Origin of the sequence: Acutalibacter intestini (assembly GCF_034334985.1) — a bacterium.
Taxonomy (GTDB): domain Bacteria; phylum Bacillota; class Clostridia; order Oscillospirales; family Acutalibacteraceae; genus Acutalibacter; species Acutalibacter intestini.
Genome location: NZ_JAWXXL010000015.1, coordinates 52,627 through 77,328, shown reverse-complemented (window position 1 = coordinate 77,328; position 24,702 = coordinate 52,627). Strand labels below are relative to the sequence as shown.

The 24,702-nt window shown below is 62.7% G+C and carries 34 protein-coding genes; all 34 read right to left on the bottom strand.

Annotation, left to right across the window (positions count from 1 at the left end):
- Positions 1-10: 10 nt before the first annotated feature.
- The 34 genes from U8U68_RS12220 to U8U68_RS12055 all read right to left on the bottom strand — a co-directional run bounded on the left by U8U68_RS12220 (position 11) and on the right by U8U68_RS12055 (position 24,691).
- Positions 11-646: a hypothetical protein gene (locus tag U8U68_RS12220; RefSeq protein WP_322201165.1), complete on the bottom strand. Its 636-nt coding sequence runs from the start codon at positions 644-646 to the stop codon at positions 11-13.
- 11 nt (positions 647-657) lie between these two features.
- Positions 658-1,572, bottom strand: coding sequence for a hypothetical protein (locus U8U68_RS12215; protein ID WP_322201163.1), 915 nt, complete (start codon positions 1,570-1,572; stop codon positions 658-660).
- A gap of 78 nt (positions 1,573-1,650) precedes the next feature.
- Complete coding sequence (locus U8U68_RS12210) at positions 1,651-2,196, bottom strand: hypothetical protein (protein WP_322201161.1); 546 nt, start codon at positions 2,194-2,196, stop codon at positions 1,651-1,653.
- Positions 2,197-3,081 carry a putative phage tail protein gene (locus tag U8U68_RS12205; RefSeq protein ID WP_322201159.1) on the bottom strand — a complete coding sequence of 295 codons (885 nt, stop codon included), beginning with the start codon at positions 3,079-3,081 and terminating at the stop codon, positions 2,197-2,199.
- On the bottom strand, positions 3,071-4,183 hold the full coding sequence (locus U8U68_RS12200; protein ID WP_322201156.1) for a baseplate J/gp47 family protein: 1,113 nt from the start codon (positions 4,181-4,183) through the stop codon (positions 3,071-3,073). Before U8U68_RS12200 ends, U8U68_RS12205 begins: the two co-directional genes overlap by 11 nt.
- Complete coding sequence (locus U8U68_RS12195; RefSeq protein WP_322201154.1) at positions 4,180-4,587, bottom strand: DUF2634 domain-containing protein; 408 nt, start codon at positions 4,585-4,587, stop codon at positions 4,180-4,182. The genes U8U68_RS12200 and U8U68_RS12195 overlap by 4 nt, the downstream gene beginning before the upstream one ends.
- Before the next feature lie 12 nt (positions 4,588-4,599).
- Positions 4,600-5,085, bottom strand: a complete 486-nt coding sequence (locus U8U68_RS12190) for a DUF2577 family protein (RefSeq protein WP_322201152.1) — start codon at positions 5,083-5,085, stop codon at positions 4,600-4,602.
- A 9-nt stretch (positions 5,086-5,094) separates the two neighbouring features.
- Entirely contained in the window at positions 5,095-6,063 is a 969-nt protein-coding gene (locus U8U68_RS12185) for an XkdQ/YqbQ family protein (RefSeq protein WP_322201150.1), read from the bottom strand.
- A gap of 9 nt (positions 6,064-6,072) precedes the next feature.
- Positions 6,073-6,816: a hypothetical protein gene (locus tag U8U68_RS12180; protein WP_322201148.1), complete on the bottom strand. Its 744-nt coding sequence runs from the start codon at positions 6,814-6,816 to the stop codon at positions 6,073-6,075.
- Between the two features lie 10 nt (positions 6,817-6,826).
- Positions 6,827-8,929 carry a tape measure protein gene (locus U8U68_RS12175; RefSeq protein ID WP_322201146.1) on the bottom strand — a complete coding sequence of 701 codons (2,103 nt, stop codon included), beginning with the start codon at positions 8,927-8,929 and terminating at the stop codon, positions 6,827-6,829.
- A gap of 164 nt (positions 8,930-9,093) precedes the next feature.
- Positions 9,094-9,507 carry a phage tail assembly chaperone gene (locus U8U68_RS12170; protein WP_322201144.1) on the bottom strand — a complete coding sequence of 138 codons (414 nt, stop codon included), beginning with the start codon at positions 9,505-9,507 and terminating at the stop codon, positions 9,094-9,096.
- Positions 9,508-9,525: 18 nt separating this feature from the next.
- Positions 9,526-9,999, bottom strand: a complete 474-nt coding sequence (locus U8U68_RS12165) for a phage tail tube protein (protein ID WP_322201142.1) — start codon at positions 9,997-9,999, stop codon at positions 9,526-9,528.
- 12 nt (positions 10,000-10,011) lie between these two features.
- The gene (locus U8U68_RS12160; RefSeq protein WP_322201141.1) at positions 10,012-11,343 is read right to left on the bottom strand and encodes a phage tail sheath C-terminal domain-containing protein; all 1,332 of its coding nucleotides are present in this window, start codon (positions 11,341-11,343) and stop codon (positions 10,012-10,014) included.
- A 4-nt stretch (positions 11,344-11,347) separates the two neighbouring features.
- Entirely contained in the window at positions 11,348-11,539 is a 192-nt protein-coding gene (locus U8U68_RS12155) for a hypothetical protein (protein ID WP_322201139.1), read from the bottom strand.
- Positions 11,508-11,981, bottom strand: a complete 474-nt coding sequence (locus U8U68_RS12150; protein WP_322201136.1) for a phage tail terminator family protein — start codon at positions 11,979-11,981, stop codon at positions 11,508-11,510. Before U8U68_RS12150 ends, U8U68_RS12155 begins: the two co-directional genes overlap by 32 nt.
- Positions 11,978-12,466, bottom strand: a complete 489-nt coding sequence (locus tag U8U68_RS12145) for an HK97 gp10 family phage protein (RefSeq protein ID WP_322201134.1) — start codon at positions 12,464-12,466, stop codon at positions 11,978-11,980. Before U8U68_RS12145 ends, U8U68_RS12150 begins: the two co-directional genes overlap by 4 nt.
- Positions 12,463-12,846, bottom strand: a complete 384-nt coding sequence (locus tag U8U68_RS12140; RefSeq protein WP_322201132.1) for a hypothetical protein — start codon at positions 12,844-12,846, stop codon at positions 12,463-12,465. Before U8U68_RS12140 ends, U8U68_RS12145 begins: the two co-directional genes overlap by 4 nt.
- Complete coding sequence (locus U8U68_RS12135; RefSeq protein ID WP_322201130.1) at positions 12,843-13,328, bottom strand: DUF4054 domain-containing protein; 486 nt, start codon at positions 13,326-13,328, stop codon at positions 12,843-12,845. The genes U8U68_RS12140 and U8U68_RS12135 overlap by 4 nt, the downstream gene beginning before the upstream one ends.
- A gap of 2 nt (positions 13,329-13,330) precedes the next feature.
- Complete coding sequence (locus U8U68_RS12130; RefSeq protein ID WP_322201128.1) at positions 13,331-13,642, bottom strand: hypothetical protein; 312 nt, start codon at positions 13,640-13,642, stop codon at positions 13,331-13,333.
- An 11-nt stretch (positions 13,643-13,653) separates the two neighbouring features.
- Positions 13,654-14,694, bottom strand: a complete 1,041-nt coding sequence (locus U8U68_RS12125) for a DUF2184 domain-containing protein (protein ID WP_322201126.1) — start codon at positions 14,692-14,694, stop codon at positions 13,654-13,656.
- A gap of 12 nt (positions 14,695-14,706) precedes the next feature.
- On the bottom strand, positions 14,707-15,222 hold the full coding sequence (locus tag U8U68_RS12120; RefSeq protein WP_322201124.1) for a structural cement protein Gp24: 516 nt from the start codon (positions 15,220-15,222) through the stop codon (positions 14,707-14,709).
- A 1-nt stretch (position 15,223) separates the two neighbouring features.
- Positions 15,224-16,375 carry a DUF2213 domain-containing protein gene (locus U8U68_RS12115; RefSeq protein WP_322201122.1) on the bottom strand — a complete coding sequence of 384 codons (1,152 nt, stop codon included), beginning with the start codon at positions 16,373-16,375 and terminating at the stop codon, positions 15,224-15,226.
- A 70-nt stretch (positions 16,376-16,445) separates the two neighbouring features.
- A complete protein-coding gene (locus tag U8U68_RS12110; protein WP_322201120.1) occupies positions 16,446-16,670 on the bottom strand; it encodes a hypothetical protein in 225 nt (74 codons plus the stop codon).
- On the bottom strand, positions 16,663-18,174 hold the full coding sequence (locus tag U8U68_RS12105) for a phage minor capsid protein (RefSeq protein ID WP_322201118.1): 1,512 nt from the start codon (positions 18,172-18,174) through the stop codon (positions 16,663-16,665). The genes U8U68_RS12110 and U8U68_RS12105 overlap by 8 nt, the downstream gene beginning before the upstream one ends.
- A 5-nt stretch (positions 18,175-18,179) precedes the next feature.
- Positions 18,180-19,598: a phage portal protein gene (locus U8U68_RS12100; RefSeq protein WP_322201116.1), complete on the bottom strand. Its 1,419-nt coding sequence runs from the start codon at positions 19,596-19,598 to the stop codon at positions 18,180-18,182.
- Positions 19,599-19,610: 12 nt separating this feature from the next.
- Entirely contained in the window at positions 19,611-20,816 is a 1,206-nt protein-coding gene (locus U8U68_RS12095) for a PBSX family phage terminase large subunit (RefSeq protein ID WP_322201114.1), read from the bottom strand.
- Positions 20,813-21,292 (bottom strand): terminase small subunit, encoded by a 480-nt coding sequence (locus tag U8U68_RS12090; protein WP_322201112.1) that lies wholly within the window; start codon positions 21,290-21,292, stop codon positions 20,813-20,815. Before U8U68_RS12090 ends, U8U68_RS12095 begins: the two co-directional genes overlap by 4 nt.
- Positions 21,293-21,316: 24 nt before the next feature.
- Complete coding sequence (locus U8U68_RS12085; RefSeq protein ID WP_322201110.1) at positions 21,317-21,766, bottom strand: ParB/Srx family N-terminal domain-containing protein; 450 nt, start codon at positions 21,764-21,766, stop codon at positions 21,317-21,319.
- 163 nt (positions 21,767-21,929) lie between these two features.
- Complete coding sequence (locus U8U68_RS12080) at positions 21,930-22,277, bottom strand: RNA polymerase sigma factor sigma-70 region 4 domain-containing protein (RefSeq protein WP_322201108.1); 348 nt, start codon at positions 22,275-22,277, stop codon at positions 21,930-21,932.
- 5 nt (positions 22,278-22,282) lie between these two features.
- Positions 22,283-22,633, bottom strand: a complete 351-nt coding sequence (locus U8U68_RS12075) for a hypothetical protein (RefSeq protein WP_322201106.1) — start codon at positions 22,631-22,633, stop codon at positions 22,283-22,285.
- A complete protein-coding gene (locus tag U8U68_RS12070; RefSeq protein ID WP_322201104.1) occupies positions 22,630-23,043 on the bottom strand; it encodes a Lar family restriction alleviation protein in 414 nt (137 codons plus the stop codon). The genes U8U68_RS12075 and U8U68_RS12070 overlap by 4 nt, the downstream gene beginning before the upstream one ends.
- A complete protein-coding gene (locus tag U8U68_RS12065; RefSeq protein WP_322201102.1) occupies positions 23,030-23,224 on the bottom strand; it encodes a hypothetical protein in 195 nt (64 codons plus the stop codon). The genes U8U68_RS12070 and U8U68_RS12065 overlap by 14 nt, the downstream gene beginning before the upstream one ends.
- Complete coding sequence (locus tag U8U68_RS12060; protein ID WP_322201100.1) at positions 23,224-24,222, bottom strand: PcfJ domain-containing protein; 999 nt, start codon at positions 24,220-24,222, stop codon at positions 23,224-23,226. The genes U8U68_RS12065 and U8U68_RS12060 overlap by 1 nt, the downstream gene beginning before the upstream one ends.
- A 10-nt stretch (positions 24,223-24,232) precedes the next feature.
- Positions 24,233-24,691: a Cas9 inhibitor AcrIIA9 family protein gene (locus U8U68_RS12055; RefSeq protein ID WP_322201098.1), complete on the bottom strand. Its 459-nt coding sequence runs from the start codon at positions 24,689-24,691 to the stop codon at positions 24,233-24,235.
- Between the last annotated feature and the right edge of the window lie 11 nt (positions 24,692-24,702).

Sequence of the window (24,702 nt, the reverse complement as noted above, 5' to 3'; positions counted from 1 at the left end):
ACCTCCTCTGTCAGATGGTTTCCAGTAAGGCGGCGATGTTGCCCAGGGTGGACTCTACCGCCGCCGCCGTGATGGGTAAGGTATTGTCCCCGGCGAAGTCCTGGGCGGTGTGCACAGTAACCACGCCGCCTTTGACCAAAAACCCGTGGCCGAACACGTAGTCCGGCCCCTGGCCGCCCCCGCCGCCGGTGAGGGGGACGGAGGCTAGCAGGGTGTGGTCCGCGTACAGGCCCAGCTCCCCCTTCGGGGTGTAAGCCATACGGTTAGCCCGCCGGGCCAGCTCCTGCCGCCACAGGTCGGGGGTGGGAGGCCGGGCAGTTTCTCCCGGGGCGGCTCCCTCCCAGACCGGCCCCAGGCTGCACCACACGGTGGGCAGAACGACCTCTTCCCCCAGCCTGCCGCAGACCCCAACACCCAGGGAACCCCCGGCGTTTTCTAAGACTTCCCAGGGGATGAAGCAGCTGTCGGACTCATCCAGCAGCAGGGAGACCACCCGCTCTCCCGCCCGGAACATAGCGGTTTTTTCCAGCCCGTCCCAATGGGAGGAAAACTGAAAACACACCTGGTTTACATGGAGGGACCCGCTGGTAATTGGCTCCCGGTCGATTAAGAGCAGCTGGTTTTTACGCACTTTTAATAGAAACACAACCTCGCCCCCTAAAGGATTTTTCGGGCCTTACCGCCCACGCCCACGTATGCCGCGGTGATCTCCCGTGCCTTGCCGTTTACGCCCACATACAGCTTTCCCAGGGCCCGGGCCTTGCCCGATACCCCGGCGTATGCCGCCATTTTCACCACCTTCAAGACCGGGCCCTGCACATAATCCGCCGAGGTAAATCCCCACCCATCAGAGGTCAGCACCCGGACCTGGATGCTCTCCGCGTTGGCTGGCACCGTCAGGATCTTGGAAGCACTGGTGGTCTTGACTCCCAGGTTCACCCAGGAGCCGCCGTTCACCCGGTAGGAGTATTGGTAGTATATCTCGCCCCCAAAGGCGGGGGTGGCCGCTTCCACCGAGACGGTAAGGGTATCGCCGGGGCGAAGTTCCTGGGCGGAGCAGGACAGGCCCAGAGGGTCGATGCTGTCCGAGCCCAGGTAGCCGTACCAGACCGTGCCCGCTGCGTTGGCGCTGTTCTGGGGGTAAGAGCCCGCGCTGGCGGCGGAGGCCTTGCCCTGGCTTACCCCGTTGGAGAGATAGACCGCCTGGTAGCCGTGCTCCACAAAGCTGCGGTTGGCCGAGCCGTCCCAGGTGCCGGAGGGAGTCACGGTGATGGTATAGGGCACCCGGCCCTGGGTGGCCGTGCGGGGCTTTAGATACCACAAATCGTCGTTGTCCCAGCCTGTGTACTCTAAAATAGTCCCCGACTCAGGCGTGGCGGTTTGGGAGGCGGAGTTCCTGATCAAAAGATACAGATTCTGATAGGCGCCGGCCGTCTTGTCATAGACATAGTTTAGCCAACGAAGCTCCCCCTCCAATTTGAAAACGCCCCGGTTTTTGTCAAAGCTGTACTCGTTGCCCACCGCGGCCCAGTAGGTATCCCCGTCGGCGCGGCTGCCCTCCACGCTGGTCACGGTTTTTTGCGTCTCCTGATAGCTTTTTGCCGTGCCGAACTTCTCCCAAACATACCGCGTGCTTATACCCCCGCCCCCCTACTTATACACAAAATACAGCGCCCCCGTGGCCAGGGGCGAGGTCCCCGCCGTCAGGTCCGCCGTGCCGAAGGTGATTCCCAGCTTCTGCAGGGCCTGGGCGGCGGTGGCCGCGCCGGTTCCCCCGTTGGCGATGGGCAGGACACCCGTCACCCCCGGGGTGATATCCTCCGTGCCGTCAAAGCTGGCCCCGTTGGCGCTGGCCAGGTCCGTTTGGATGCTCCGGGGGGTGCTGAGCTTCTCTGCCGCTGCAGCCGCCTCCCCGGCGGGCATCGCTCCCACGTCCGCCGCCGTAGGGGTCCAGTTATCGGGCCTGGCTCCCACGTCCGCCGCTGTCAGCCTGTGGGGATTCTCCCCGGAAAAGTGGGCCTCCAGGGCGGCCATAGCGGCATTGAGAGCTCGCTGGGCCCTGTTGACCTGCTCCATTAAGTAGTTGTAGCCGTGCTGCTCGGTAAGCCCCACCTCCCGGCCGGTGGGGGCCACGGTCTGCCCGTCCTGCCAGTCGGTGGGGAGGTCCGCCGGTAGGGGCGTGAATTTTTCCGCCATTTAAACCGCCTCCGTGATGGGGATGCTGTGCTTAATCTGCACGTTCCCCGTGATAGGGATGTACACCGCCGAGCTAGTCAGCACCTCCCCGGCGCTGTCCAGCAGCTCCAGTTTCACCGCCGCCGGACCGGCCTCCTCCGGCAGGGGATAGCGAACCGTGGCGGTGTTCCCGCTGTAGGATTTCACCAGGCCCTCCACCACATAGCTGCCGTTAACCCGGGCCGCCGCGATGCTTTCCGCCGCCAGCCGGGCCGTGGCCGCCAGGAATTTTTCTTGAATCGAGGGCGAGGCCGCCATCTTCACCACTTCCTTTTCTGTTTCCTCCGCAAAGGGCTTGGCCCCCAGGGCCCAGAACCCCAGCCGGTAATGGTACTGGGCTTGACCCAGAGCTACGGTCTCTCCCATTTGCAGGCCGGTGTGCAAAAACGGGGAGTTGATGTAGGCCACATGGGCAGGCTTTATGCGGCCAATGGTAAAGGCCACCTCCCCGGCGTAGGCCTGGTCCTGGGAGGAGGCCTCGATGGTCAGGGTGTAGTGGGGATAGTCCATGTGGGCCGTCCACTTGCCCGGACCGATAAGCTCGTCCAGCTTTTCATAGAGAAAGCCCAGGGTGTAGGGGGGCTTGCTGGAGACCCGGTTGATCAGCCGGCTGCGGCGAAACTCCAGGGACTCCGCCCCGGGGTCCGGGATGATGCCGAAAAGCGCCTCCCACTGGGCCGCCGTGGCCTGGTCCATGGTCTGAAAGAAAAAGTTGTCCGCTACCCCGTTGATCTCCCGGGCTAAGGCCTCAAAGCGCTCCTCCTCGGTCAGGCAGAGCTCCTGGTAGTCCAGAATCTCCTTGTACCAGTCCGGGAGCAGGGCCAGCAGATCCGTATCAAACCTCATACAGCGTCACCTCCCCGGCCACGGGGATCTGCTGGAGCTGGCCGCTCTCCTCCAGGAGGATATCCGCCGGGTTCTCGTTGAGCAGCACCCCAGAGGCGTTCACCAGGCCCTGGCAGCTGAGAATGGCCGCCAGCACCCGGGAGGCGTATACGGTACAGGCGTACTCCTGGGATGTGCCCGCCACGGGCTTGCCCCAGTTTTTGCGGATATCGGTCAGGTAACCCTCCACCGCCGCCTGGACCAGGGGCCGGACCTGCCCCAGGGTCATGCCGGGGCGCAGGGTGACTCCCGCCCGCATGTTCACTGTCACGGTCTGGGGGGAGGTGATGGTCACCTTCGCCCCAATGGGAGCCATTCCCAGGCCCTGGCCGCTGCCCAGAGGCGGGTCGATCATGGCCTGCACATTCTCCACCAGGGTGGCGGAGGCGGGCAGCAGGTCCGCTCCCAGGATGGAACACTTCACGGTCCCCCCGCCGTTCCAGGTAGGATAAACCTGCACCTGCCCCACCCCGTCCACTGCCAGAATACTCTCCCGGTACGCCGCGATATTCCCCCCAAAGGGCCGGTCCGTCATGGCGGCGATCAGCCGCTGGCGCAGCTCCTCATCCGTTTCCGCGTCGTCCCCGGGTACCAGAATGTCCGTAAGCCGGGCGGAACTCAAGCCCTCAATAAAGGTGATGGGCAAAACCGCGCCGCTGTACTGGTTCCCCACCGATCCGGGGGTCTCGGCGGTGAGCTGGTACTCTCCGGGCTGGCCGCCAGCGGCGGTGACGGTGAAGTTCAGACCATCCCCTATAGTGGAAAACCGCGCCCCCAAGGGGACCGGCGCGTCGAACTCCCCCAGCCGCACCGCCGGGGTGGCCCGCTTGCGGCGGACGCCCCCGATCACCGCCAGGTAGTCCAGGGCCTGGCCCACCGCCGTCTGGATAAAGGCCATCTCCTGCACCTGGGAGAGCCCGATGTAGAACTCCTCCAAGGCGTAGGCGGCCGCCCCCAGGGCTATCTGGAAGAAGCTGCCGTCTCGTTTGTCGTAGGTATCCGGCACCCGGTCCAGCATAGAGCGCAGCAGATTCTGGTAGCTGTTGCCGGTAAAGTCCATCATGCTAAGCGCACCTCCTCCCGCCGGTACAGGTCTCCGAACACCGTGCGCACCCGCAGAGAGGCCGTTAGGCTCTCGCCGCTGGCAGTGCAGGTGAACTGGTCCACCGCCTTGACCCGGCTGTCTGCCGAGAGGGCCTCCCGCACCCGCCGCAGCAGCTCCGCCGCCACATAGCCCGGGTCCTGGCCTATGAGACCGCTCCACTCCATGCCGTAGTAGGGGCCCGTAATGGGCCAGCGGAACCGCTCGATAGAGAGCGCCGCTTCTACGGCCTGGGCCACGGCCTTTCGTCCGTCCGCCGTGCCCTCTATACGCCTGGTGTTCGGGTTGCGCCAAAAGGTGAGGGAGGGCTGCTCCTCCCACCCCAGCCCTGCCAGGTCGAAGCTTGTTTCCGGCGTTACCGCCATACAATCACCCGCCTATTCCTCATAAATTCTGGACAGCACCACAAACCGCTGTCCGTGCCGTACCCGCAGCAAAAGCACCTTGTCTCCTTCTCGCAGCCCACGGTTTAGGATAAGGTAGCCGTCCTCGATGGGAAGCTCCTTTCCGTCCTCCACACAGGCCCATCCCCTCAGCGCGGGACCCGTCTCTCCCCCTGAGACGGAATGGCTGTGCCCCCCGGCCGGCTTGGTGGAGCCGCCGTCCTCCAGAGTGTGGCTATGGTCCTGGGCGGGGCCGGTGGTTCCGCCGGGGGCCGGGTGGGTGTGTTCCAAGAGAGGCAGTTTCTTCTCGATCACGGCGCTGGTCAGATACAACAGCTGCCGCCGGATGGGCCGCATTTGAGGGTTGATGGAGATTTCCAGCGGGTCCGTCCCTACCACCGTGCCGGTGGTCAGGTCCGTGGGGGCGCTGGCCTGCTGGCTCTGCTGGGCTACCTGATGTAAAACGTCTATCAGCTCCATTGCCGCCTCCTATAGGGCCAGGGTGTCAAAATCCATGGTGTGTTCGTCGTTCTTAAAGGTGTGAGTCACCTTCTCCAGCAGCACATACTGGTCCAGGTTGATATCCCCCAGACCCTTTACCCGCATGTACAGCATCATTCCCGCCCGAAGCCCCAGCACCCCCAAGGAGCTTACCGAGAGGGTGCGCATCCGCTGGTTGTAGTACCCCAGGGTGGCCGCCGCCTGGGCTTTTGCTTGGGCGTCGTTTAGGTCTCCATCAATGGACTGGTATAGCTGCAAAAGCCCCCAGCGCCCGATATGAGCCGAATCCTGGGCGATGAACACGTCTGCCCGGCCAGTTTTCTCGTTGGGCCGCGCCAGCTTGACGCTGTTGTAGGTCTGGCTGTCAATGTCCGTCTTGTAGGTGTAGTTGGTCAGCAGGGAGCGGTCCCCCACCATCACCTCCGCTTTCATGTCCCCCGCCTTTTTTAGGGAGAGCCCCCGGCCGTTGTCGAAAAACACGTAGACAGCGCCGGTGTTCAGTAAAGTCTGCTGAATGGCCCCGTCGATAATGTCCAGACAGGTCTGCTCCTCCTCTATAAGAGAGGGCAGCCGGTAGCCGGTGTCCGCGATTTCCCCCAGGTCCAGCTGAAAGTCCCCGGCGATCTCCCGGATGATCTCCCCGGCGGTCCGCCCGTAAAAGGCGTAGGAAGCGCTGGCCTTTAGATACCGCAGCCGGTCGTAGCAGGTGACGCTCACCACCCCCCAGCGGTCCTTGGACTTGGTGAACACCCAGCCGTAAAAGACCAGGGTCCCGTCCACCGTAAAGCGCACGGTGTCCCCCTCCACAAAGGAGATATTCCCCGCCTTATTTAGGGTAAACTCCAAGGTCCCGGGGCTGCCGGTGCGGTTGGTGGTGTAGGTGGCCGACTGCACACAGGGGGCGGCGTCCACCACCGCCCCGGTGGCGTTGTTGGCGATTAGCAGTTCTACTTTCATAGAGCCTCCTCATTTTACCACTTGCAGGGATTCTCTCTTGGTCCAGCCCAGCCAGCCCCCATTTTCGTCCGCCAAGTGGATGGGGTAGGCCCTGGTGGGGTCTGAGGCCACCATATGGGAGACCTTGCAGCGCCTGCCGCTGGCCGTGCCGTGGGGCTCGTCCCCGTAGCTGGAATAGTAATAGGGCCCGTTGGCGATTACAACCGCCCCCACGTACAGCTGGGCGGGAGGGATCTCCCGGGTGGGCTCCGGCTTGGCTTTGGGCTCCTGCTGGGGGGTCTTGGGCTTCTCCACCCGCACGGACATGGGGGAGTAGTCCCTGTACTCCTGCAGGGTCAGGTCGTAGTAGAAGTCCCCGGTCTCGCTGGCCTTCTCCTCGGTCTTAAAGCTGGTCACCAGCACCCGGAACCCCGGGTCGGCGGTCATGAACTTCTCCCCGTCCTCGTAGCAGCGGACCGGGGTGAACAGGATGGGGACCTTGTCCCCCATAGCGGCCTCGAAGAAGTCGATGTAGAACTCCGGCTCCTTAAAGTCCCCGCCGGTGAGCACGTAGGGAGCCGCCCGGCCGGGGAAGAAGCTGGATATCTTCACCTGCTTCTGCTTGGGGGTGCGGGGAATCGTGATGGGCCCCAAGCCCAAAACGTTATACTCCGTGTTGGCGTTTTCCCGCTCGATGGGGAATTTCTCCGGGTTCACCGGCAGCCGGAGCACCGTGTTGTCCCGGGTGAAAAACAGGCCGTAGTCGTTGGGCATAGCGTCCTCCTTATCTCACCTGGGCCGTGCTCCGCAGAGAGGCCGAGGCCGCCTGCTCCACGATAATGTCCCGCATGGCGTTGGCCAGGGCCTGCCGGTCCAGCTCTGTGTCACCGGTGTTCTGCCCGGCCACCTGGATAACCGGGCTCTGCACCGTCAGGTTTACGTTGTTCACATACCGCCGGGCGGCCATATCCACCAGGGATTTCAGGTCCTCCTGGGCCAGGCTCACCTCTTTCTTGATGTCCGCCACGTCGGACCCCAGCCCCCCGCCTACGGAGTCGCCGATGTCCCCTACAGTACCGCCCAGGCCGCCCAGGTTCGCGGCTTGGTAGATGTTTGAAAATTCGTTTCCTCCGCCGGTAAGTCCGCTGCCAAATTGATCTAAATTAAAGTCCTCCAGGCCCTTGCCAAATTCCCGGCCTGCCTGGCCCCATTGTGCCATTGTATCGCTATAAGAGATATGCTCCATCCGCGCCACCTTAATCTTATTCTCCCCAAAGGTGCTGTCTACCCAAGACTGCATACTGGAGCGGAATCCCGCGACAGCGCCCGCCATATTCGTATGGAGCAGCGCGTCAATGGCTCCCGCCACATTTTCCACGATCCCCATGATGGAGTCGAACACCGAGAAAAACAGACGGGCCACAGCTCCCACCGGGTCATCAAAGACATTGGCAAAAAACTCAGCAAATGCCGCTATAATATTCCAAACATCCGCGACCAAATTATAGACCAAAACGTATAGCCAAGCCGCCGCCTCTCCAATAGCGCCGAAAATGTCCTCCGCTGTAGCTCCACACGCCACAAGAGCCGTAATTACCACCGCGATAACGGCAACCAGCAGCAAAAGGGGCCAATGCGCCATCAGTGTCGCGACGGCGGCCAAAAGCATTTTTGCCGCGTAAATGCCCAGCAAAACCCCCGCTACTGACATCACCGTTGCAAAATTATTTCCGATAAACCCTATCAGCATCCCCATTGCGTCGATCACATACCCAATAGAAGCGCCCACCACAGAAGCGACCTGCGCAATGCCCGCCATAAATTTTAGACCTACGGGGCTGTTGAGCTTTTGGTTCAACCGGTCCAAAGCCGGCAATATGCTGTCCGTCACCGGCCGGAACGCCTGTATGGCCATATTCTGGAACTGGGTCCAAATTTGGCTCCAGGTCATGGGCATTTGGGCGAACTTCCGGTCGGTCTCCTCCGCCGCCGCGAACATGGCGTCCTTCACCACCTGGGCGGTAATGGCTCCCTCTGAGGCCAGCTCCCGCATCTCTCCCGTGGAGAGGCCTAGGTAGTCCGCGATGGTCTTGGCGATAGTGGGGGTCTGCTCCAGGATGGAGTTGAGCTCCTCCCCTCGCAGCACGCCGGAGGAGAGGGCCTGGGTCAGCTGCAAAAGGGCCCCCTGGGCCCCCGCCGCCGAGGCCCCGGAGAGGGCGATCTGCTTGTTGATCTGCTCGGCAAAGGCCACAATCTCCCGGGTGGAGCCAAAGGCCTCCCCGGCCAGGTTGCCCAGCTTCCCCACCAGGTCGGCGGTGGCCAGGTAAGAGCCCCGGGCCCGCTGGGCCGAGCGGTAGATCATGTCGTTCAGCTGGGCGGTGGTCTGCAGGCCGTCGTTCATCATGTTCAGCCTGGCGTCGGTCTGGGAGAGGGTGTCGGAGAGCTCCAGTACTCCCTTTAGCCCCCGCAGGCCCAGGTAGGCCCCCACCAGAGACCGCAGCTTGCCCGAGAGCTGGTCCGCCGCCCGGGAGGCCTCCTTCATGGCCCTGGCGTGGCGCTGGGACTTCTGCGCCGCCGCCCCCGCCTGCCGCCCCTGCCGGGCCGCCTCATTTCCCAGCCCCTTTAGGGCCTGTCCGCCGGAGCGGGCCGCCTGGTCCAGGGCCCGGGTGCCCTCCTTGGCCCGGTCCGCGTGGACCGCCTGCTGGCCCAGGGCTTCCCCGGCCGCCTGGGTGGTCTGGGCGTACCCGGCGGCGCTCTCTTGGGCAGAGAGGTTGGCCTGCTCCATCCCCCGCACCCCTTGGCTGGAACGCTCCGCCAGGGTGATAAAGCTGAGAAACGTCTTAGAAAACTTGTCCTCCAGGGTCAAGGTCTCCCGAATAGCGGCCACGGCTCTCCCCCTCCTTCCTTAACTTTTTGGCCGGGAGCGAATCTCCTTAGAGACCATCTCCGCCACCAGCACCCGCTCCCGCAGGGGCAGCTCCAGATACTGGGAGGGCGGCCAGCCAAAATTTACAAAGCAATAGTAGGCGACCAGGGTCTCCGGGTCGCCCTCTAGCAGTTTTTTGCCTCGCCCTCCAGGTCCTCATCCTGAAAGCCCGAGAGCTCTTGAATGGCCTGCACCAGCGCGGCGTACTCGCCGGTAAAGAGCATCTTCCCCGGCAGCAGGCTGGGGTCCACCACCCCGTAGGCCTCGCACAGCTCCCGGTTGGAGAAGTCCGGCGAGAGGGTGGCCGCCAGCACCAGGCTGCGGGAGTAGGCCACGTTGTCGTGGGTCTCCTGTATCTGGCCGTTCACCTTCTTCTGGCGCTTGGCCTTTTTCAAGAGGGCCTCGTTCTCCTCCTGGGTCAGGGCCTTAATCCTAAAGGGCACGGGCCTGCCCGCCTCGTCCACAAAGCGCTGAGAGACCACCACCTCCTTCTCCAGGTTGCTTACCGTGGGCTTTAAAAATGCCGCTAACGCGTTCATGCTGATTCCTCCCTCTCGTTAATTTCCCAGCTGGTCCGGTTCCCGAAAAGCCTCCAGCCTCTTCACGTCCGTGTAGCTGAACTCGAACTCATAGTTCAGCATGGCCTCCTCGTCGTCCAGGATGGAGATGGGGATATCCCCGGTCAGGGCGCAGCCGTAGTAGGCCACCACCTGCTGGCCGATGGAGGTGGTGGGGTCGTTGTTGGTGATCTGGATGTCGAAGTACCTCACCTTGCCGGTGTTGATGTACTCCAGCACCATATCCGTAAACACGTTGGACCCATAGTACAGGGTCCCCTTGCCGGTCTGCTTTACGCCGCTGGGCTTCTGCTGTATCTTGCGGGTGCCCACGCAGCGCATGTCCTGGCTCTGCAGCCCGGCGGTGGTCTGTATCTTCTTCATCCCGGCGATCACCTGGTTTTTTCCGTCCACGGTGATGACAACGGAGCCCTCCGCGCCGTTTACCGTGTCCTTCGCCAGCAAATATGCCATGTCCTTCCCTCCTTAAGCCACTTCCACGGCCACATAGATTTTCTCCACCGAGTCCACCGGCGTAAAGCCCAGCAGCACCACAATGGCGTCGCTTTCCTCCCCCGCCAGCACCTGCGCGTCCTCGGGCTGGAAGTCCTTTACCCCGTGCTGGCGCTCCAGAGACAGCATATAGCTGACCACCGCCCCCTGGAACAGCTTGCGGCCCTGAGCGTCGTTGTCCACCACTCCCAGGTAGTGCTGGGAAAACTGGGCGTATACGTCGCTGGCTATGGCCGCGCACAGCCGCATGGTGCGGTTTTTGCAGAAGGCCCGGCCGTTATTTGGGGTAAAGCTCACCAGGCTGTTTACGTCCTGCAGCACCTTTACCGCCCCGTCCTCGTTGAAGAGGATGAACCGCCCCCGGGCCCCCTGGTCCAGCTTCACCGTTTCGGGGGTTTCCGCCGCCAGGGCCCCGGGGTAGCTGGCGTAGGTGAGGGCCTGGTGAAAGGAGGCCCCGGCCTGGGCCCCGCCCACCCACCAGCAGGTCTCGGCGGGAGTCAGCCGGGTTCCGTCCTCCAGGACCACCCCGCTGGCCACGTTAATGACAAACTGGCTGTCCGGCTGTTCCATGCCGCTGGCCACCAGCTGGCAGTACCGGCCGGCCTCCTGGGCCATACGGACCACAAAGGCCCGCATGGCGGACTTCACCACCGGGTCCTCTCCGTCGTAGATCATCACGCTGGCCCCGCTCTTCTCCACCTGGGTCAAGTACCCGGCGTAGGCGGAGGCCGCTATCTCCCCGTTCAGCCCCCCAGTGAGCTGGGTCCCCGTGGTGGAGGCCAGGGCCCCGGTTCCTGTAAACCTCACCCAGCCGTTCTCCTTTAGGTCCTCCGGGGTCCTGCCCTGCTGGCGGTCCTGTAGTTCTCCGTCCACCAGGGTGGTCACCGTGCAGAGGCCCTCCTGGTCCGGGCTCTCCGCAATGGCGATGGTGATGTCGTTGCCCCGCTCCCCCGGATACCGGGCGGTGACGGTCAGCCCGGCCAGTTTGGCGCTGGCCGGGGCGGACCCGGCGGCGGGGGGCCGGTATAAGAGCAGCTTTCTGGGGGCGGGGGTGCGGCTGCTGCCCTTGAAGATCTCCCGGATAAACCTGGCCTCCGGGCGGCCCGCCCCGTACCCGCAGAAGGGGGTGGGGTCGGTGGAGGGCTCCACCTCCTCCATCACCCCTACGGGGCCCCAGCTCATGGCCTTACAGATGGTAACGGCGCCCCGCTGGCCCACGGAAAGGCCCAGCCCCGCCTTTGTGCGAAAGCGCAGGTATACCCCGGGAAGGGGCTTGTTCTGCGTCTCCCAAGTGCCTCCTGCCATACTGTCACGCTCCTTTCTTCTCGGGCCCGAAGAACCCGTCCACAATGCCTCGCGCTTCCTCCAGGGTGTAGCTCTCCTCTGTGAGCAGCGCCGCTAAAAAGTCCCTCTGGTACTGGGAGAAGGCCTTGCTCTCCAGCAGGGCCTCCCGGGTGTACCGCTTGGGCTCAGTCCGGCTTTTCGCCTTTTCCTTCTCCATCCTTTATCCGCTCCTCCATGTTCATTTTCATCATGGGCGTTCCCCCGCCAGCCGCCACGTCCCGGGGGCGCAGCTCGAACTTGTAGTGCAGGGCGTCCGCGTCAACGCTCCACTCCCGCTCATAGGTGTGCAGCAGGGCGGTCTCTCCGCCGCTAATGTAGGGGATTTTGTCCATCAGCCCGTCCAGCCTTTCGGCGGCGGAGAGATACCGCCGGTGCAGGTCCGGCAGGTTGTAGTCCTCCAGGTACACCAGGTCCAGCCTGACCCGCCGCTGGCGGCAGCCGTTGAGCCGCCCCTGGACGCCCCCGGAGCGCTGCTGCAAAAACGCGCAGGGAAAAGCGCCGCCCTGCTGGGACGGGTCCTCATAAAAGGCCGTCTGGGGAAAGTAGGGGGCCAGGTAGTCCGCCAGGGACTTGGCCAGCTCTGTTAGGGTAAAGGTCATTCTATCAGCTCCTTTAGGCGCTGGGGCAGGCCGCTTAGGGCCTCCTCGTAGGCGTCCTTGGCCGCGTCCGTCATGTACAGGCCGGACACATACTGGGTCCTTGTGCCCACCATAAGGCCCACCTCTTTTCTCCTCTCCGGGTCGTATTCCAGCAGGCCGGAGGAGGGGTTCACATAGAGCCCGGGCACAAAGTGCCGGTCCATATCGTGGCCGTTGTTCACATAGGAGGCATACTCTTTGCTGTTGGCCAAAAGAGTGATGTACTCTTCCCCCTGCTTTTTGGGCCTTTTGCGGCTGTCCTTTGCCCAGTGCTGCTGTAGCTCTCCCGTGCGGGTGTGGGTGCCGGCCAGGCCCCCGCTGGGGGGCGTGCGCTCCGCCGCCGCGTCGATGGCCCGGATGGTGGCCTCCCGGGCCGCCTGGCGAAGGGCCTTGTCGATGGCTTTCTGCTTGGCCTTTAGCTCTTTTGCCCGCTCCTCCAGGGTCATTTGATTCTCTCCTCCTCCCGCAAGGCTGCCTCCTGGTGGGCAAGCCCCGGCGTCACCGCGCCGAAGGGCTCGTAGTACTTCTCCGGCCGCCCGGCGAAGAACCGCAGGGCCGGGCCCTTTTGGCCAAGCCCCCCGCCCCGGGTGATGAGCAGCTCGTCCCCCGCCCGCAGGTCTACCCCAAGGGCGCAGGCCAGCTTGCTCTCTCCCACAAGGCTTGCCGCCGTCTGGCTCATGCCGGGAGCCGGGGCCCCAGGCCGGTAGACCCGGCAGGGCACGCCCACCAGCACCCGCCGCCGCTCTTTTCGGGTCAGGGAGCCCTCTCTTACGTCCACCGCACGGTAGACGTCCATGCGGTCTGTGTACCAATCCTCAAAGTTCATAGTACATACGCTCCTCCCATCCCCGCCAGCCGGGCCCGGGTGGCCAGCAGCTGGCCGTACTGGGTGGCGTTTAGGTCTCCCCAGCCCTCCGTGGCCTGGGTCAGCGCCCCGGTGTCGTAGGTGACAGCCCCATCCCCCAGGGAGGCGGACTTCACCACCCCCACCAGCGCCCCCGTGGACGCCGCCTGGGCCTGGCTCTCGGTGGAGGGGGCGTAGGCCCGCAGGTACAGGGTGGCGTTGTGGGCCACGTACAGCCCCGCCGCGTACCGCCAGCCGGTGAGCCACTTATCCCGCTGAATCACCGCCCCCGCCTGCCGGGCAAAGTCCTCCAGAATGTGGTAGGGCACCCAAGACCCCTGCCCCGCCCCGTAAAACTGGGGGAAATCCTCCAGGAACATCTCCGGCGTGTACTCCCCCGGCTCTCTGCCCAGGTTGGCGGCAGTCTCCCGCACCCCGGCGAACTGCTGTCCCCTCCCCGGCATGGCTAGGGCTCCTCCGGGGCGGGAGGCTCTTCCTCCGGGGGCGGGACCCCGGCCTCTTCCTTTGGCCCTTCTTTTGCCTCAGTTTCTTTGAGGTCTCCCGGTTTCGCGGGGGATTTTGGCTTTTTCGCGCCCTCCAGGTCCTTGTCTTTTTTGGACTTGGGCGCGATGATCTTGCCGTCCTTCACCAGAGCCGCGAAGTAGGCCGTCTTCGCGGCCCAGTCCGGGATATTGCCCACAAAGACCCGCTCTACCTTAAAGCGCCGGGTCCCGTCCGCACTGGGCAGGACGATATTTCTGTTAGCTGTGATAAACATTGCATTCCCTCCTATATCCCGTCAAAGTAGGCCATACACTGGGGGTAGAACACCTGGGGCTCGGTGATGTTGGCCATGTAGGCGGTGTCATAGCAGGCGTTGGCGGCGTTAGGGCCGCTCATGATCCGGCTCATGGGCACCAGCTCGTCCATTTTTAGGAACCTGGCGTCGTTGATGTACACCGCCATGCGGTCGCTGCCGCCGGTACCGGCCCCCTTGCACCAGCGGGTGGCCCCAATGAACAGGTTCTTGCCGTTCTTGGCGGCTACGTTGTTCTTTTGCAGGTAGTCCAGGATGGTCTCTGTGGCCAGGTCCGTGACCATCGTGTTCAAGAGGTAGGTGTACTGCTCATAGGGCAACAGAATGTGGTTGGGCATGGCGCTCTCGTCGTGTTCGCCAGCCTCCCACACCGCCAGGATCGCCTGGTTTACGTCCTCCAAAATCTGCCGGGGGGTCTTGTCCTTCCACTTGGTGGAGCCGGAGGCCCCGCTGGCGGGCACGGTGGTCTCGGTGGCGTCGGGGCAGTTGAGGATGCCTGTGGTACCGTACTCCTCCAGGCCCAGGTAGACGTGCTGGTCTACGTGCTTGTCATAGGCCAGGCGGATGCCGTTTTGCAGCAGCTGGTCCAAAGAGCGCCCCAGCTGGGCCGAGCGCTGCATATCCAGGAACATCACCCGCAGGGCCGCCGCGAACACGTGGGCCTTGTACAGGCCCTTGTCCAAGCTGGCCTGTACGATGGGCAGGCCGTTGGCCCCGGCGCTGCCCACCAGGCCGCCCCCCGACCCGCCGGTGATGCCGTAGGCCACGCTCATGGCGGAGACGTAGTCTACCCAGCCCCCGCCGGTCTGAATCACGATGTCCCGGGGGTAGGTAAAGCTGGTCAGGGGCTGGCGCAGCAGGTTGTCCCGCTTCTCCAGCTCGGAGACAAGAAAAGCCTGGCCAGAGGCCACAGCGGCCTGGTCCAGGGTGGGAACCCCCGCCGCCCCCGGCGTGCTGGAAAAAGCCGGGGAAAAGACCCCGGCGTTGGTAGTGCCCATATTTTTGATTGGCATAGTTCTCCCTCCTTACGCGTTAATCATGGACAGAATGCGCAGCTCCGCCACCCCGTTGGGGTCCGCCGGGCCCGCCCACTGGCAGTTGGCAAGCTGTACGGTGTTTTCGCCGTCCGCCTCGGCCTCAAAGCCCCCAAGGGCGGCGCTGGGCGCGGCGGCGTTCTGGGCTACCCGCAGATATACGGGCTTGCCCAGGGCGGGGGTCCCTTTTTGGCAGACCACGTTAATGCCCCCCCGCTGGAACACGCTCACCGCGTCCCCCGGGCTGTACTCGCCCCGGGACTGGTCTAGGTAGCTCAAGCTGCTTTTGATCTCAAACCCCGCCACGCCCACAAACTGCTCCGCCGTAGAGCCAGCCCCCATAGGGACCACCGCCCCCTGGGCGTCATACCCCAGGGCCGTGCCGAACGGAAAGGCCGCGCCGCCCCCGGCGGGGCGGGTGTTGACGATCATGTCCGGCTGGCGGGCGTAGCACCCGGCGAAGCCGTGGGTCATGGTTTTGCCGATGTTCTGTGGATGAAGTCCCATATTACTTGTCCTCCTTCTGGCTGATGTGAGGGTTGCGGGCGGCGTAGGCCGCCTCCTGCCGGGCGCAGGTCTCCTCAAAGCTGGGTTTCTCCCCGGCCCGGGCCCGGGCGCTGTCTCTGGCGGCGTGGAGGACGCCGGTCATGGCGTCCGGCTCCCCTACGGCCCCGATAAGGGCGTTTGCCACCCTCTCCCGCTCCTCCTGGTCCGAGAGGGCCGCCACAGCCGGGCGCAGCCGCTTGATGATGCGCAGGGCCGCGTCCCGGGTCTCCGGGCTGCAGGGGGGCTGGTCCTCCGCTTCCTCCTGGGGCTCTTCCCCGTCCTTCTCTTCTAGCTCTCCCGCCAGCTGGTCCAGGGCCGCCAGCCCCTGGGGCTCCTCTTCGGCAGGGAGCTCCGGCTGCTGGTCCTTGGCCTTTAGCAGCTCCAGCAGCTGGTCCAGCTTTTCCCCCAGGGCGTCCAGGGTCTTAGCCTCCTCCCTCTCCCCGGGGGATGGGGCCGGGGGCTCCGCCTCTAGGGCGGTGGCGGCGGTGTCTACCAGCTCTCCCAGCTCCTCCGGGGCCGCGTCCTTGGCCGCCCTGCCGAATACCGTCAGGATGTTCTTCACAAATTTGCTCATAAGCGTTCCTTTCTCCGCCTCCTGGGCGGCGTCTTTTATCGCTACCTCGCGTCCGGCGCGGCCCTTTGGCACCACCGCCGCGTGATTGCCTCGGATGTCCCTCTGCCAAAAGCCCTCCCCTTCCGCCTGGTAGGTACAGGTGTAGCCGCAGGAAATCTCCCGCTTCACCTTGTGGCGGATGTCGCTGGCCAGCGCGGGGTCGGTGATGTACAGGTCCGCCACCAGCAGCGCCCCCTCCCGGCGGACGTTTTGCAGGTGCCCCCGGGCGTAGGCCCCATAGTTCTCCGGCCCCACCTCCTCTGGCGGATGCCCGTCCGTTACCGGCTTGCCCTCGAAGGAGGCCACGGCCTGGGGGGCGAACACCTCCTCCGGCGGCCTGTACACCCGCACCAGCCGGTCCGGGTCCCCCGCAAGCCCCAGCTCCCCTGCCAGGTAAAGCTGCTCCCCGGTGCGGGCGATGGGCACGTTGCGGCAGACCAGATACCCCTCGCTGGTCTCTATCTGGTTCGGGCTGATCCTGTGCCCGTAATACGCAAGCAAACAGACCCCCTCCTTTGGGCAAAAGAAAAGCAGCCGCCCGCTGGCAGCTGCTTTTTAAATTGCTCCTCGTCTACATAATTCCGCACTCTCTTAATTGCTTATAGCCCTTTTGAAACCACTTTTTTCTTTCCTCTTCTGAAAGCCGGCGCTCAATGTCTTTATCCCGTACCGTAATTACTTTCCAATCTCTGGGCCCGTCTCCTACAGTAGCGCTATACCACCCCGGGCCGTCTATGTTGTCCAACGTGGCATAGCGACCGTCCTTCAAAAGGACGCATTCAAACTCTTCATACATCTCGTTTCAACTCCTCCATATGTGCTGTAACAAAATGCGCGGTCCCATCGGGGTGAACTAACCAGGCAAGCAGCACGTTTGCGGGTTTCTGCTTCACCCCTTGCAGCACAACCATTTGCTCATATTTTTTCCCGTAGGGGATTTCTGACTTAAAGGTTGCTGGATATTTTCTGGCCGCATTAAGGATTTCCGTCTGCATTTTCTCCCAGTTGTCTATATTATACCCCAAACGAGAGTTAAACGCCACCCCCTTAGGAAATCCATCTTTGCTCTCCGGGTTAAAAAAGTACCTGGTAAACTTCGCCTCAGCCACCTGGGCCTGGGCTGCCCCGGGAAGAGCCCGCTCTGGGTGGAGCAAAAGCTCATTCCTCCGCCGGTAGTCCAGCCGCCACAGCTTATACTTCTCGTCCCCCGCCAGCTTATGCTTCTGGAAGGTCTGAAAGGTCTTGGGGCACCCCTCTCCCAGCAGCGCCCGGTAGCGCTCCCACTGCCGGTAGTCCGCCAGCCACCTGCGCCGCCCCGCCTCCTTTTTGCGGTAGGCCTCCCGCTGGGCCTGGGTACGGGGGTCGACGGTATACGGGTTCTTTTCCGGGCTGGAAAAGTCCTTGATCTTTTGCAGCTCCTCCGGGCTCAGTCCGTAGGGGGTCCAGGGCAGCAGCACGTGCAGGCAGCAGGGGTGAATGTTTAGGTAAGTGTTGCTCAGGCCGTCCCCGCCCTTGGGGTCGATACGCCCAAAGGCGTCCGCCAGTGGCGGAAAGTCCGGGTCTTTGCCGCTGCGGCTGTACACCCGGCCCTCGTAGGGGGCGCACAGGGCGCAGACGGTCCCGTGACTGCTGATTTGATACAGGTCTTGCTCCGGGTCCTCAGTCAAGAGGGAGAGTACCTCCGCCTGGCGGCTGGTGGTGCGCAGGGCCATAGCCCCGTAGCTGTGCAGGCTCCAGCGCCGCCCCGCCTTGTCCACAAAGGCCGTAACACCATTTTGGGCCAGTTCCCCGACAAAACGGTTCAGCTGCCGGTAGGGCCCTCGCCCCGCCGCCTCCATCGCCGCCGCCTGGGCCAAGCCAATCCGCCGGAACAGATCCCCTTCCAGCCGCCCCAAAAACTGCGCCTCTAAAATAGAGCCCACCGTTCTCGTAGCCTCTGTGAGCTCCCCCATCAGGTTCACCACCAGCCGCTGGGCGATGTCCGCCTGCTCTGCGGTCAGCGCGGCAGCGTTCTGGTAAGCGGCCCGGTGCTTTTCCGCCGGCTCTGGTTTTTTTCTGGCCTCCGGCTTATGTAGGTAAAACTCCCGCTCTACCATTTTGGGCACGTACTGCCAGCAATCGCTCTCCAGCTGCCGGAGGATGCGCTGTACCCGGTCCAGGGCAGCAGCCGCATGGTAGTCCGCCAGCCCAAGAGACCGCAGCCGCCCAATCTCGTTGACGATATCTGTCTCCGCCTGCAAAAACAGCCGGATAAGCCGCTCCAGCTCCTCCCGCCTGGGGGCGCGCGCAAGGCTTGGCATGGGGCCTACGCCTCCTCTTCATCGGATTCCTCCCCGCCGCCCCCCAGCCCCATCAGCGGGTCCCGCAGGGCGGTGAGGTCCTGGAAGGTCTTCCCCTCATTGGCGGCGATCTCCTCATCGGTAATGCTGTCGAACATCCCCGTCTCCACCGCCAGCTTCTTTAGCTCCCGCTGGGCGGTGTCCGCCCGCAGCAGCCCCGCCTGGAAGCTCTCCCGCACCGCCTGGGCCTTCTTTAGAGCGATGTCCGCCAGCTCCGCCGCCGTAGGCGTCCACAGGGGCGGGAAGCTGACCCCCAGCCCCTTTGGCACGGCTCCCCAGGTGGACATGGCCATGACAGGCAGCAGCTTTTCCAGCACAGGGCGCAACTTGCTCTCCCGCAGGGTGTCGATGAAATCGTAGTAGTTTTGCAGGTCGCTCTCCCCCGTGGCGTTCATCCCCGCCGGGGACCGGCCAAAGAGCTTTGTCATGGGGATGCGGGAAGCCCCCGAAAGGTCCTGGCACATGCTATCGTACACCTCCTGCAGCCCGGTAAAGGCGTACTGGGTGTTCTTCACCTGGTCGCCCTTGTTCACCAGCTGGGTGCCGAAGTTGGACTTCATCACGCTTTGGGCCTGCATGGTGTTCCAGAACCGCCGCTGCTGCTCCACCGCCGAGAGGGAGAACAGCTGGTCCAGGTTCTGCACCTCCATCACGTCCACGTTGGCCCGAAAGGTCAGGGCCGCCATATTGTGGGCCACGTTGTCGTGCTTCACCACGTCCTGGTAGATGGCCTCGATCTCCGACCCGCCCCAGTAGAGCTCCGCCTGGCGCTCCAAAAGGGGCAGCTCCCGCCCGGTAAAGCGCACCACTCGGGAGTGGTGCACCCGGGCCGCCAGGCCCCCCTCCGGCCCCTGAATGCTGTAGTACTCCGGCAGGCCAAAGTCCGGGTCGCTCATGTCTCCCACCAGGCCCGCCTCGGGCTCTACGCCGCTCCAGCGGTCCAGCACGTACAGCCCCGCAAAGGCCCCGGGCAGCACGCTTTCCAGGTCCAAGGGCTGGTCCAGGACCCCCTCCTGCCCCCGCAGCAGAATGAGCCCCACCGCGCCCCCGTACAGCCGCCCCCACTTAAGGCCCTCGCTCACCTTCTCCCGCAGCCGCACCGCCCGCTGCACCTGGTCCAGCTCTTCCAGGGCTTTGGGCGTGGCCCCCGTGGCCTGGAACCACTCCCGGGTCATATCGTCCGGCACAATCTCCGTCAGGTGGCCCACAATCCAGTTGCCCCTATATAGGGAGCTGAGCAGCTGGTAGTTGCCCGTCATCCGGGTGAGGGGGTACTGGGTGGCCTCTAGGGGAGACTGGGACCCATACCCCAGCCGGAACAGGGGATTAGAAAAGGCGTCCGCCGTGGGGACGCCCTGCTTTACCTTTACCCGGACCTTTTCCATAGCCACGCCTCCTTACTGAAACCGCCAGTCCGGCAGAGAGTTCACATAGTACCGCACCGCGTCCGGGCCGTGGTCCTGCTGCTTTAGGGGCTTTTCCTCCCCCCGGGCCCCGGCCTTCTCGTCCCAGCGGTACGCGGCCATCTCCGTGAGAAGCCCCGCACAGTCCGAGCAGATCAGCAGCACCCGGTTCTTTAGCAGCGTAGACACCTTTCGGATGCCGTCCAGCACCTCATTATCCGCCGGAATCACATACACCCCCCGGCTCTGCAGCTCCACAATAAAACTGGCCGCCGCTGGGTCCACCAGCACCGCGCAGGGGGATTCTCCCATAAAGGCCACCAAATCCTCCGCGTACTCCCCGCCGGTTTTCTGGCGGTATTGCTCTTGGCTGTCCCAGCGGTATTCCCGGTCAAAGCGGATGGTCCGCCCATCGTCGTACACGTCCAAAAAGACCGTGGGGTTGCTGGTGCCGTAGTCCACCGCGATGGTACGGGTAGCGTTCCAGGCCATATCCACCGGGCGGTCCTCCGGCCGGTAGACGTTGGCCCTTTGGTCCAGCATATCGTACACCGCCCCCTGGGCCGCCACCCATTTGCCCAGGATGAACCGCTCATAGAATACCCCCGTGTACTCCTTTTTGAGGTTTTCCACGTAGTCTTCGGGCAGGGTGGTGTTGTCCTCTATGGAGAAGACCGCGTCCAAGAAGTCCAGCTCTCCCGCCCGGTTGATGTAGCGGGTCTTTAGCCAGTGCAGGGGGTTGTCGGGGTTGGTGGTGGCCATCAGCTTGGCCTCCGGCAGCCGCAGGCGGGAGAGGAGCATGGTAAAGAAGTCCTCCGGGAACTGGGTCAGCTCGTCGCAGTAGGCCCCCTGCAAGGTCATGCCCCGAATCTTGCTCTCGCTTCTGGCGTCGTTGGCCCCCTCCAGGTACATCCGCCGCCCGAAAAGCCGCCCCTCCTTCGCCGCCAGGGAGAAGCTGAAATGGCTTTTGCCCACCAGCTCTTCCAAGAGGACCAGGCAGTTGCGCTTTAGGGTGGTCAGGGACTTGCCGCACATGAGGTAGGGCTTGTCCTCCGGCATGGAGGCCACCCAAAAGGCCCACAGCACCAGGGAAACCCAGGTCTTGCCCGAGGACACCGAGCCCTCCAAGAGGTTCATCCGCCGGAGCCCGCCCTTCTGCCAGAGCCGCAGCAGTTCTCTTTGCTTTAGCGTGTAGATCATCCCTTCAACCCCTCTATCAGTTTTGGCAGCATCCCGTCCTCCTGCTTCTCCTGGGCCTGCAGGAGCCCCAGGTGCCTGGCCAGCAGTTCCAGGGCCTTCATCTTGTCAGCCAGCTTCACCTCTACCCCCTCTTTGGTCTGCTTGATAGAGACAATAGCGGCCTTTTGCTCTTCGGTCAGTTCCCCGGTGTCGTTCATCATGACGATCCCGGAGATGATGCTGGCGTAGTCCGTGCCCTTCGCAAAGGCGATAGAGGCTAGCTCCTGCAGCACCCGGTCCTGGGTGATTTCCACCCGGTTCTGGCGCTTTTCTATCGCCTCTTGGATGGCGGCGGAAACGTTATTTTTCGTTATGAGCTGCCGCCCGATGTTCGGGTCCTTGTACCCCGCCCGCTGGGCCGCCGCCGTGGCGTTAAGGTCCACAAGATATTCCTGCACAAAGCGCTTCTGCTTTTCCGTAAGCTTTCCCTTCGCCACACCTTGCGGGCCTCCTTTCCCTTGCTACCATCTCCCCGTCCGCATCAACAGGAAGACCCGCTCCAGGCGCTCGGCCTCCTCCTGTACCTCGGTGAGGTCAAAGCCAGTCAGGGCCAGGTCAAAGCCCATCTCCGAAAGGGCCTCCAGCTCTTTGCTGACCGCCTCCATGTCGTAGTAGGACATCTCCGCCAGCCGGTTGTCTGCCAGCATATAGGCCCGCACCTGTGCCTCAGTCAGGTGGTCCGCCCGCACACAGGGTATTTCCGGCAGTTCCAGCAACTTTGCAGCCTCCACGCCGCCGTGCCCACCAATGATACCGTTCTCCCCGTCAATGAGCACAGGCCGCAGGAAACCGTTCTCCCGGATGTTGTCCGCAATAGCTTGTATCTGCTCGGGTGGGTGAATCCGGGCGTTATGCGGGCTGGGAATGAGAGCCCCCGGCGAGAGGTATTCTATCTGCATTTTGTTTTCCATCCTGCCGCCTCCTCCCTTGTGTAATCAGACGAAAACCGCGCCCCCGCAAAGGAGGCGCGATTCCCGAATAGGAGTATAAACATTGGACAATCCCAAGCTCGTTGTTTTACCTAGCTTGCCTATTATTCATTATATCAGGACATTCGGGACATTGGGGACATTTTCAATTTTTTTGAAAAAATCTTTGGTAGCGTTTCTTTACGGCTTCTTCTGACCAACGCCCTCCCATTTTTGCAGCCACCTGGGCCCAGGGTAAACCTTCCATAGCCCGATAGGTCATAATTCGCCGTAGCCCCGCCTCTGGCAGGCTTTCTACAAAGGCCTCAATCTCAGCTTTCTGCTTTTCTAGCCGGGTGCGGCGTTCCGTATAAGGGATGCCTCGTACAGATACCGTGTGCTGAATGAAGGGCGGCTCAGGCGTACTGCCTGACACCGTATCTGTTACCAGTCGGTCTAGGTCCCGCAACTCCCCGCAAATATGGGGGTAATCCTCCAATAGCTCTTTGGTCAATGCTGTCACCTCCCATATTTGACCTTAGCAATCCACTCGTACCGCTCATCAAAGGGCGAAAAGTCCTCGCTCTTGCCCATAATCCGGCGAATCTTCTCGTCCAGCTTTATTTGCAGGTAATCGGCCTCGGGCGAACCGGTCAGCGCGGGGTGAAAACGGTCTATGTACCGGCTCCACCCGCCAGCTATCTTTTTTAGCCGCTCATAGCCGAAGGTGTCCTTGCCCATGATGTCCGGGTCGTTGAGAGTGAGCATGAGGGTGTCGGCCATGAACTGCTGGTAGGTCTCGGCCGTGGCCTGCTGCAGGATCTTTTCTTTGGCCTGCTGGCGTGCCAGGTAGGCGTTATTGGGTTTCACGTTATCTCCTCCTCCGGCCTGCGGCGATATGCCCGCCAGGTCTTACCATAGGCTTCATACCTGAAAGCCGTGCCCCATCCAGGGTAACCACATTCAAACATGACCTCCGGTCTGATGGCGTCAATTTTGCAGTAATACGCGGAGCCGTTCGTGTATGGGGAGGGTTCTGTGCTTTCTATCCACACCCATTCCCTTGCTGGAAGTGTCCTCAATTCCTCCACCGTCAACGGCGGGTTGGGCGGCTCCGCCCGGCGGTTCCAAACCCGCGCTGCTGCCTCTCGCGAATTATATTTCTCTGTTCCCACAAGACAATTAGGGCATTTGACGAAATACCAGCTCCAGCGCCCGTCAGGCTGTGTCTTTAACTCAACTTTTCCCCCGCAAAAGGGGCACGGTTTAAGTTCTGCCATCTTTCCTGCTCCCGGCATACTCCTTGACCTCCTTGTTCTTTGGCACGTTCTCCCTTGCCAGCCCGCACCGTTCCGGGCTGTTCTGGCAGGGAACCGGGCATAGCTCCCGCTCCCGGCAGTCCGCGCAGCAAAAATACCCCCGCCGCCTTACGCACCTGAAGTTGATACAGCCGCGCTCCATCAACTGGCCCTCCTTTCCTGCTCCTGGTCCTGCCAGCGCAGAACAGCTCTGGCAAAACCCTCTGTAAATGTCCTGACCTCTCTGGGCGCGGAGCAGTCCCCAAAGCCGTATAGCTGCAAAATGCGCCCCGCGTTCATGTCGATCTCAGCGGTGAAATATGCTTTCTCCGGCTCGCTGGCCCTGCGGATAAAGAACACCATCCGCTTGCCCTCCATATGCCGCTCGTAGTACCCGGCGCTGCCCACGCAGTGATTCAGCCGTTGACCCTCGGTGACAAAATCGCTGTGTTTCTGAGGGTAGACCACGCAAAAATCCTCGTTGGCGTACGCATGAGCCCACCAGTACAGGCCCTTTTCGATCATTTTCTGCATCCGGGCGTTTTCGCGCTCGGACTTTACCTCATTGACCCTCGCCGCCAGCAGGTCGTGGCGCTCCTTGAGGTCTCGGGGCTCCAAGATAGCCCGCTGGCTCATGTCGCTTTTCAGGTCTTGGGCCATATGAAGGTAGTCCCGGTAGAGCCCCAAGAAATAGGATAATTTACGGCGTTTTGCCTGTGAGGGGAATAACTCTCGCTGGGCCCGTACATACCCCAGAGCACGCCCCAAGGGGCTATAGCGGGCAATCTCTTCCAGTAACTCCAGACACCACCTGTTCAGGCGCAGAGCACATAGCTGGCGTAGGTCCTCGGGCTTTGGGTTCTTCTGTGCCGCGACCGCCTGTATCTCCCAAAAGCTGGCCTGGCTCTCCCGCATGGCGGGGAGGAAGTGCTTTCCCAGCCCCGTCAGCTCCGGCAATGTCTTTGCGTTGGTGTCAGGCAGATTGCTCGCCGCCAGCACCGGCAGGCCGGCTTTCATCAGGTACTCAGCCTGAGGCACGTTCTTCAAGTTATCCAGCAGCCTCCGGAAAGAGATGGGGCGGCGCAGCCCCTCAAGCCCAGCCTGTAGGTTCACGTTGTAATACTTCTCCCCGAACACGCCCCTGAGATTCGGGGTATACACATAGCTCTCGTCAAAGCACTCCGAGCCGTTTCGCAGCCGCCGCCGCTTTTTCAGCCGGCTTTTGGGGGGCCGGTCTAGGCTTGGACTTTGGTTTCTCGGGGAGCTTTGCCATCTCCTCCTCGGAGGGGGCCGCGCCGTTGATTTCGATGTTCATCAAGAACTTCACGTCCGCGTTGGGGAAGTAGGACCGCACGATACCCCGGTACACGTCGATGTCCGACACATAATTGCCCGTGCCCTTCATCACCTCTGCACAGCAATCAGAGAGCGTGCGCCGGGTCTTGTAGACCACCTGGGCGAACTGCGGGGATTCCTCGCAAAAATGGGTCAGGGTCTCAGCCGCGAACTTGGAGATCGCTTTCTCCTTGCTGCCGCCGGTGAAGCTCTTTAGCTCGGCGGCTATCTTCTCCGCCGCCAGGGCCGGGTAGTCGGGCCCCTGGGGGTCTTTGATGTTTTCGATGTTTTCCATGCTCATATCCT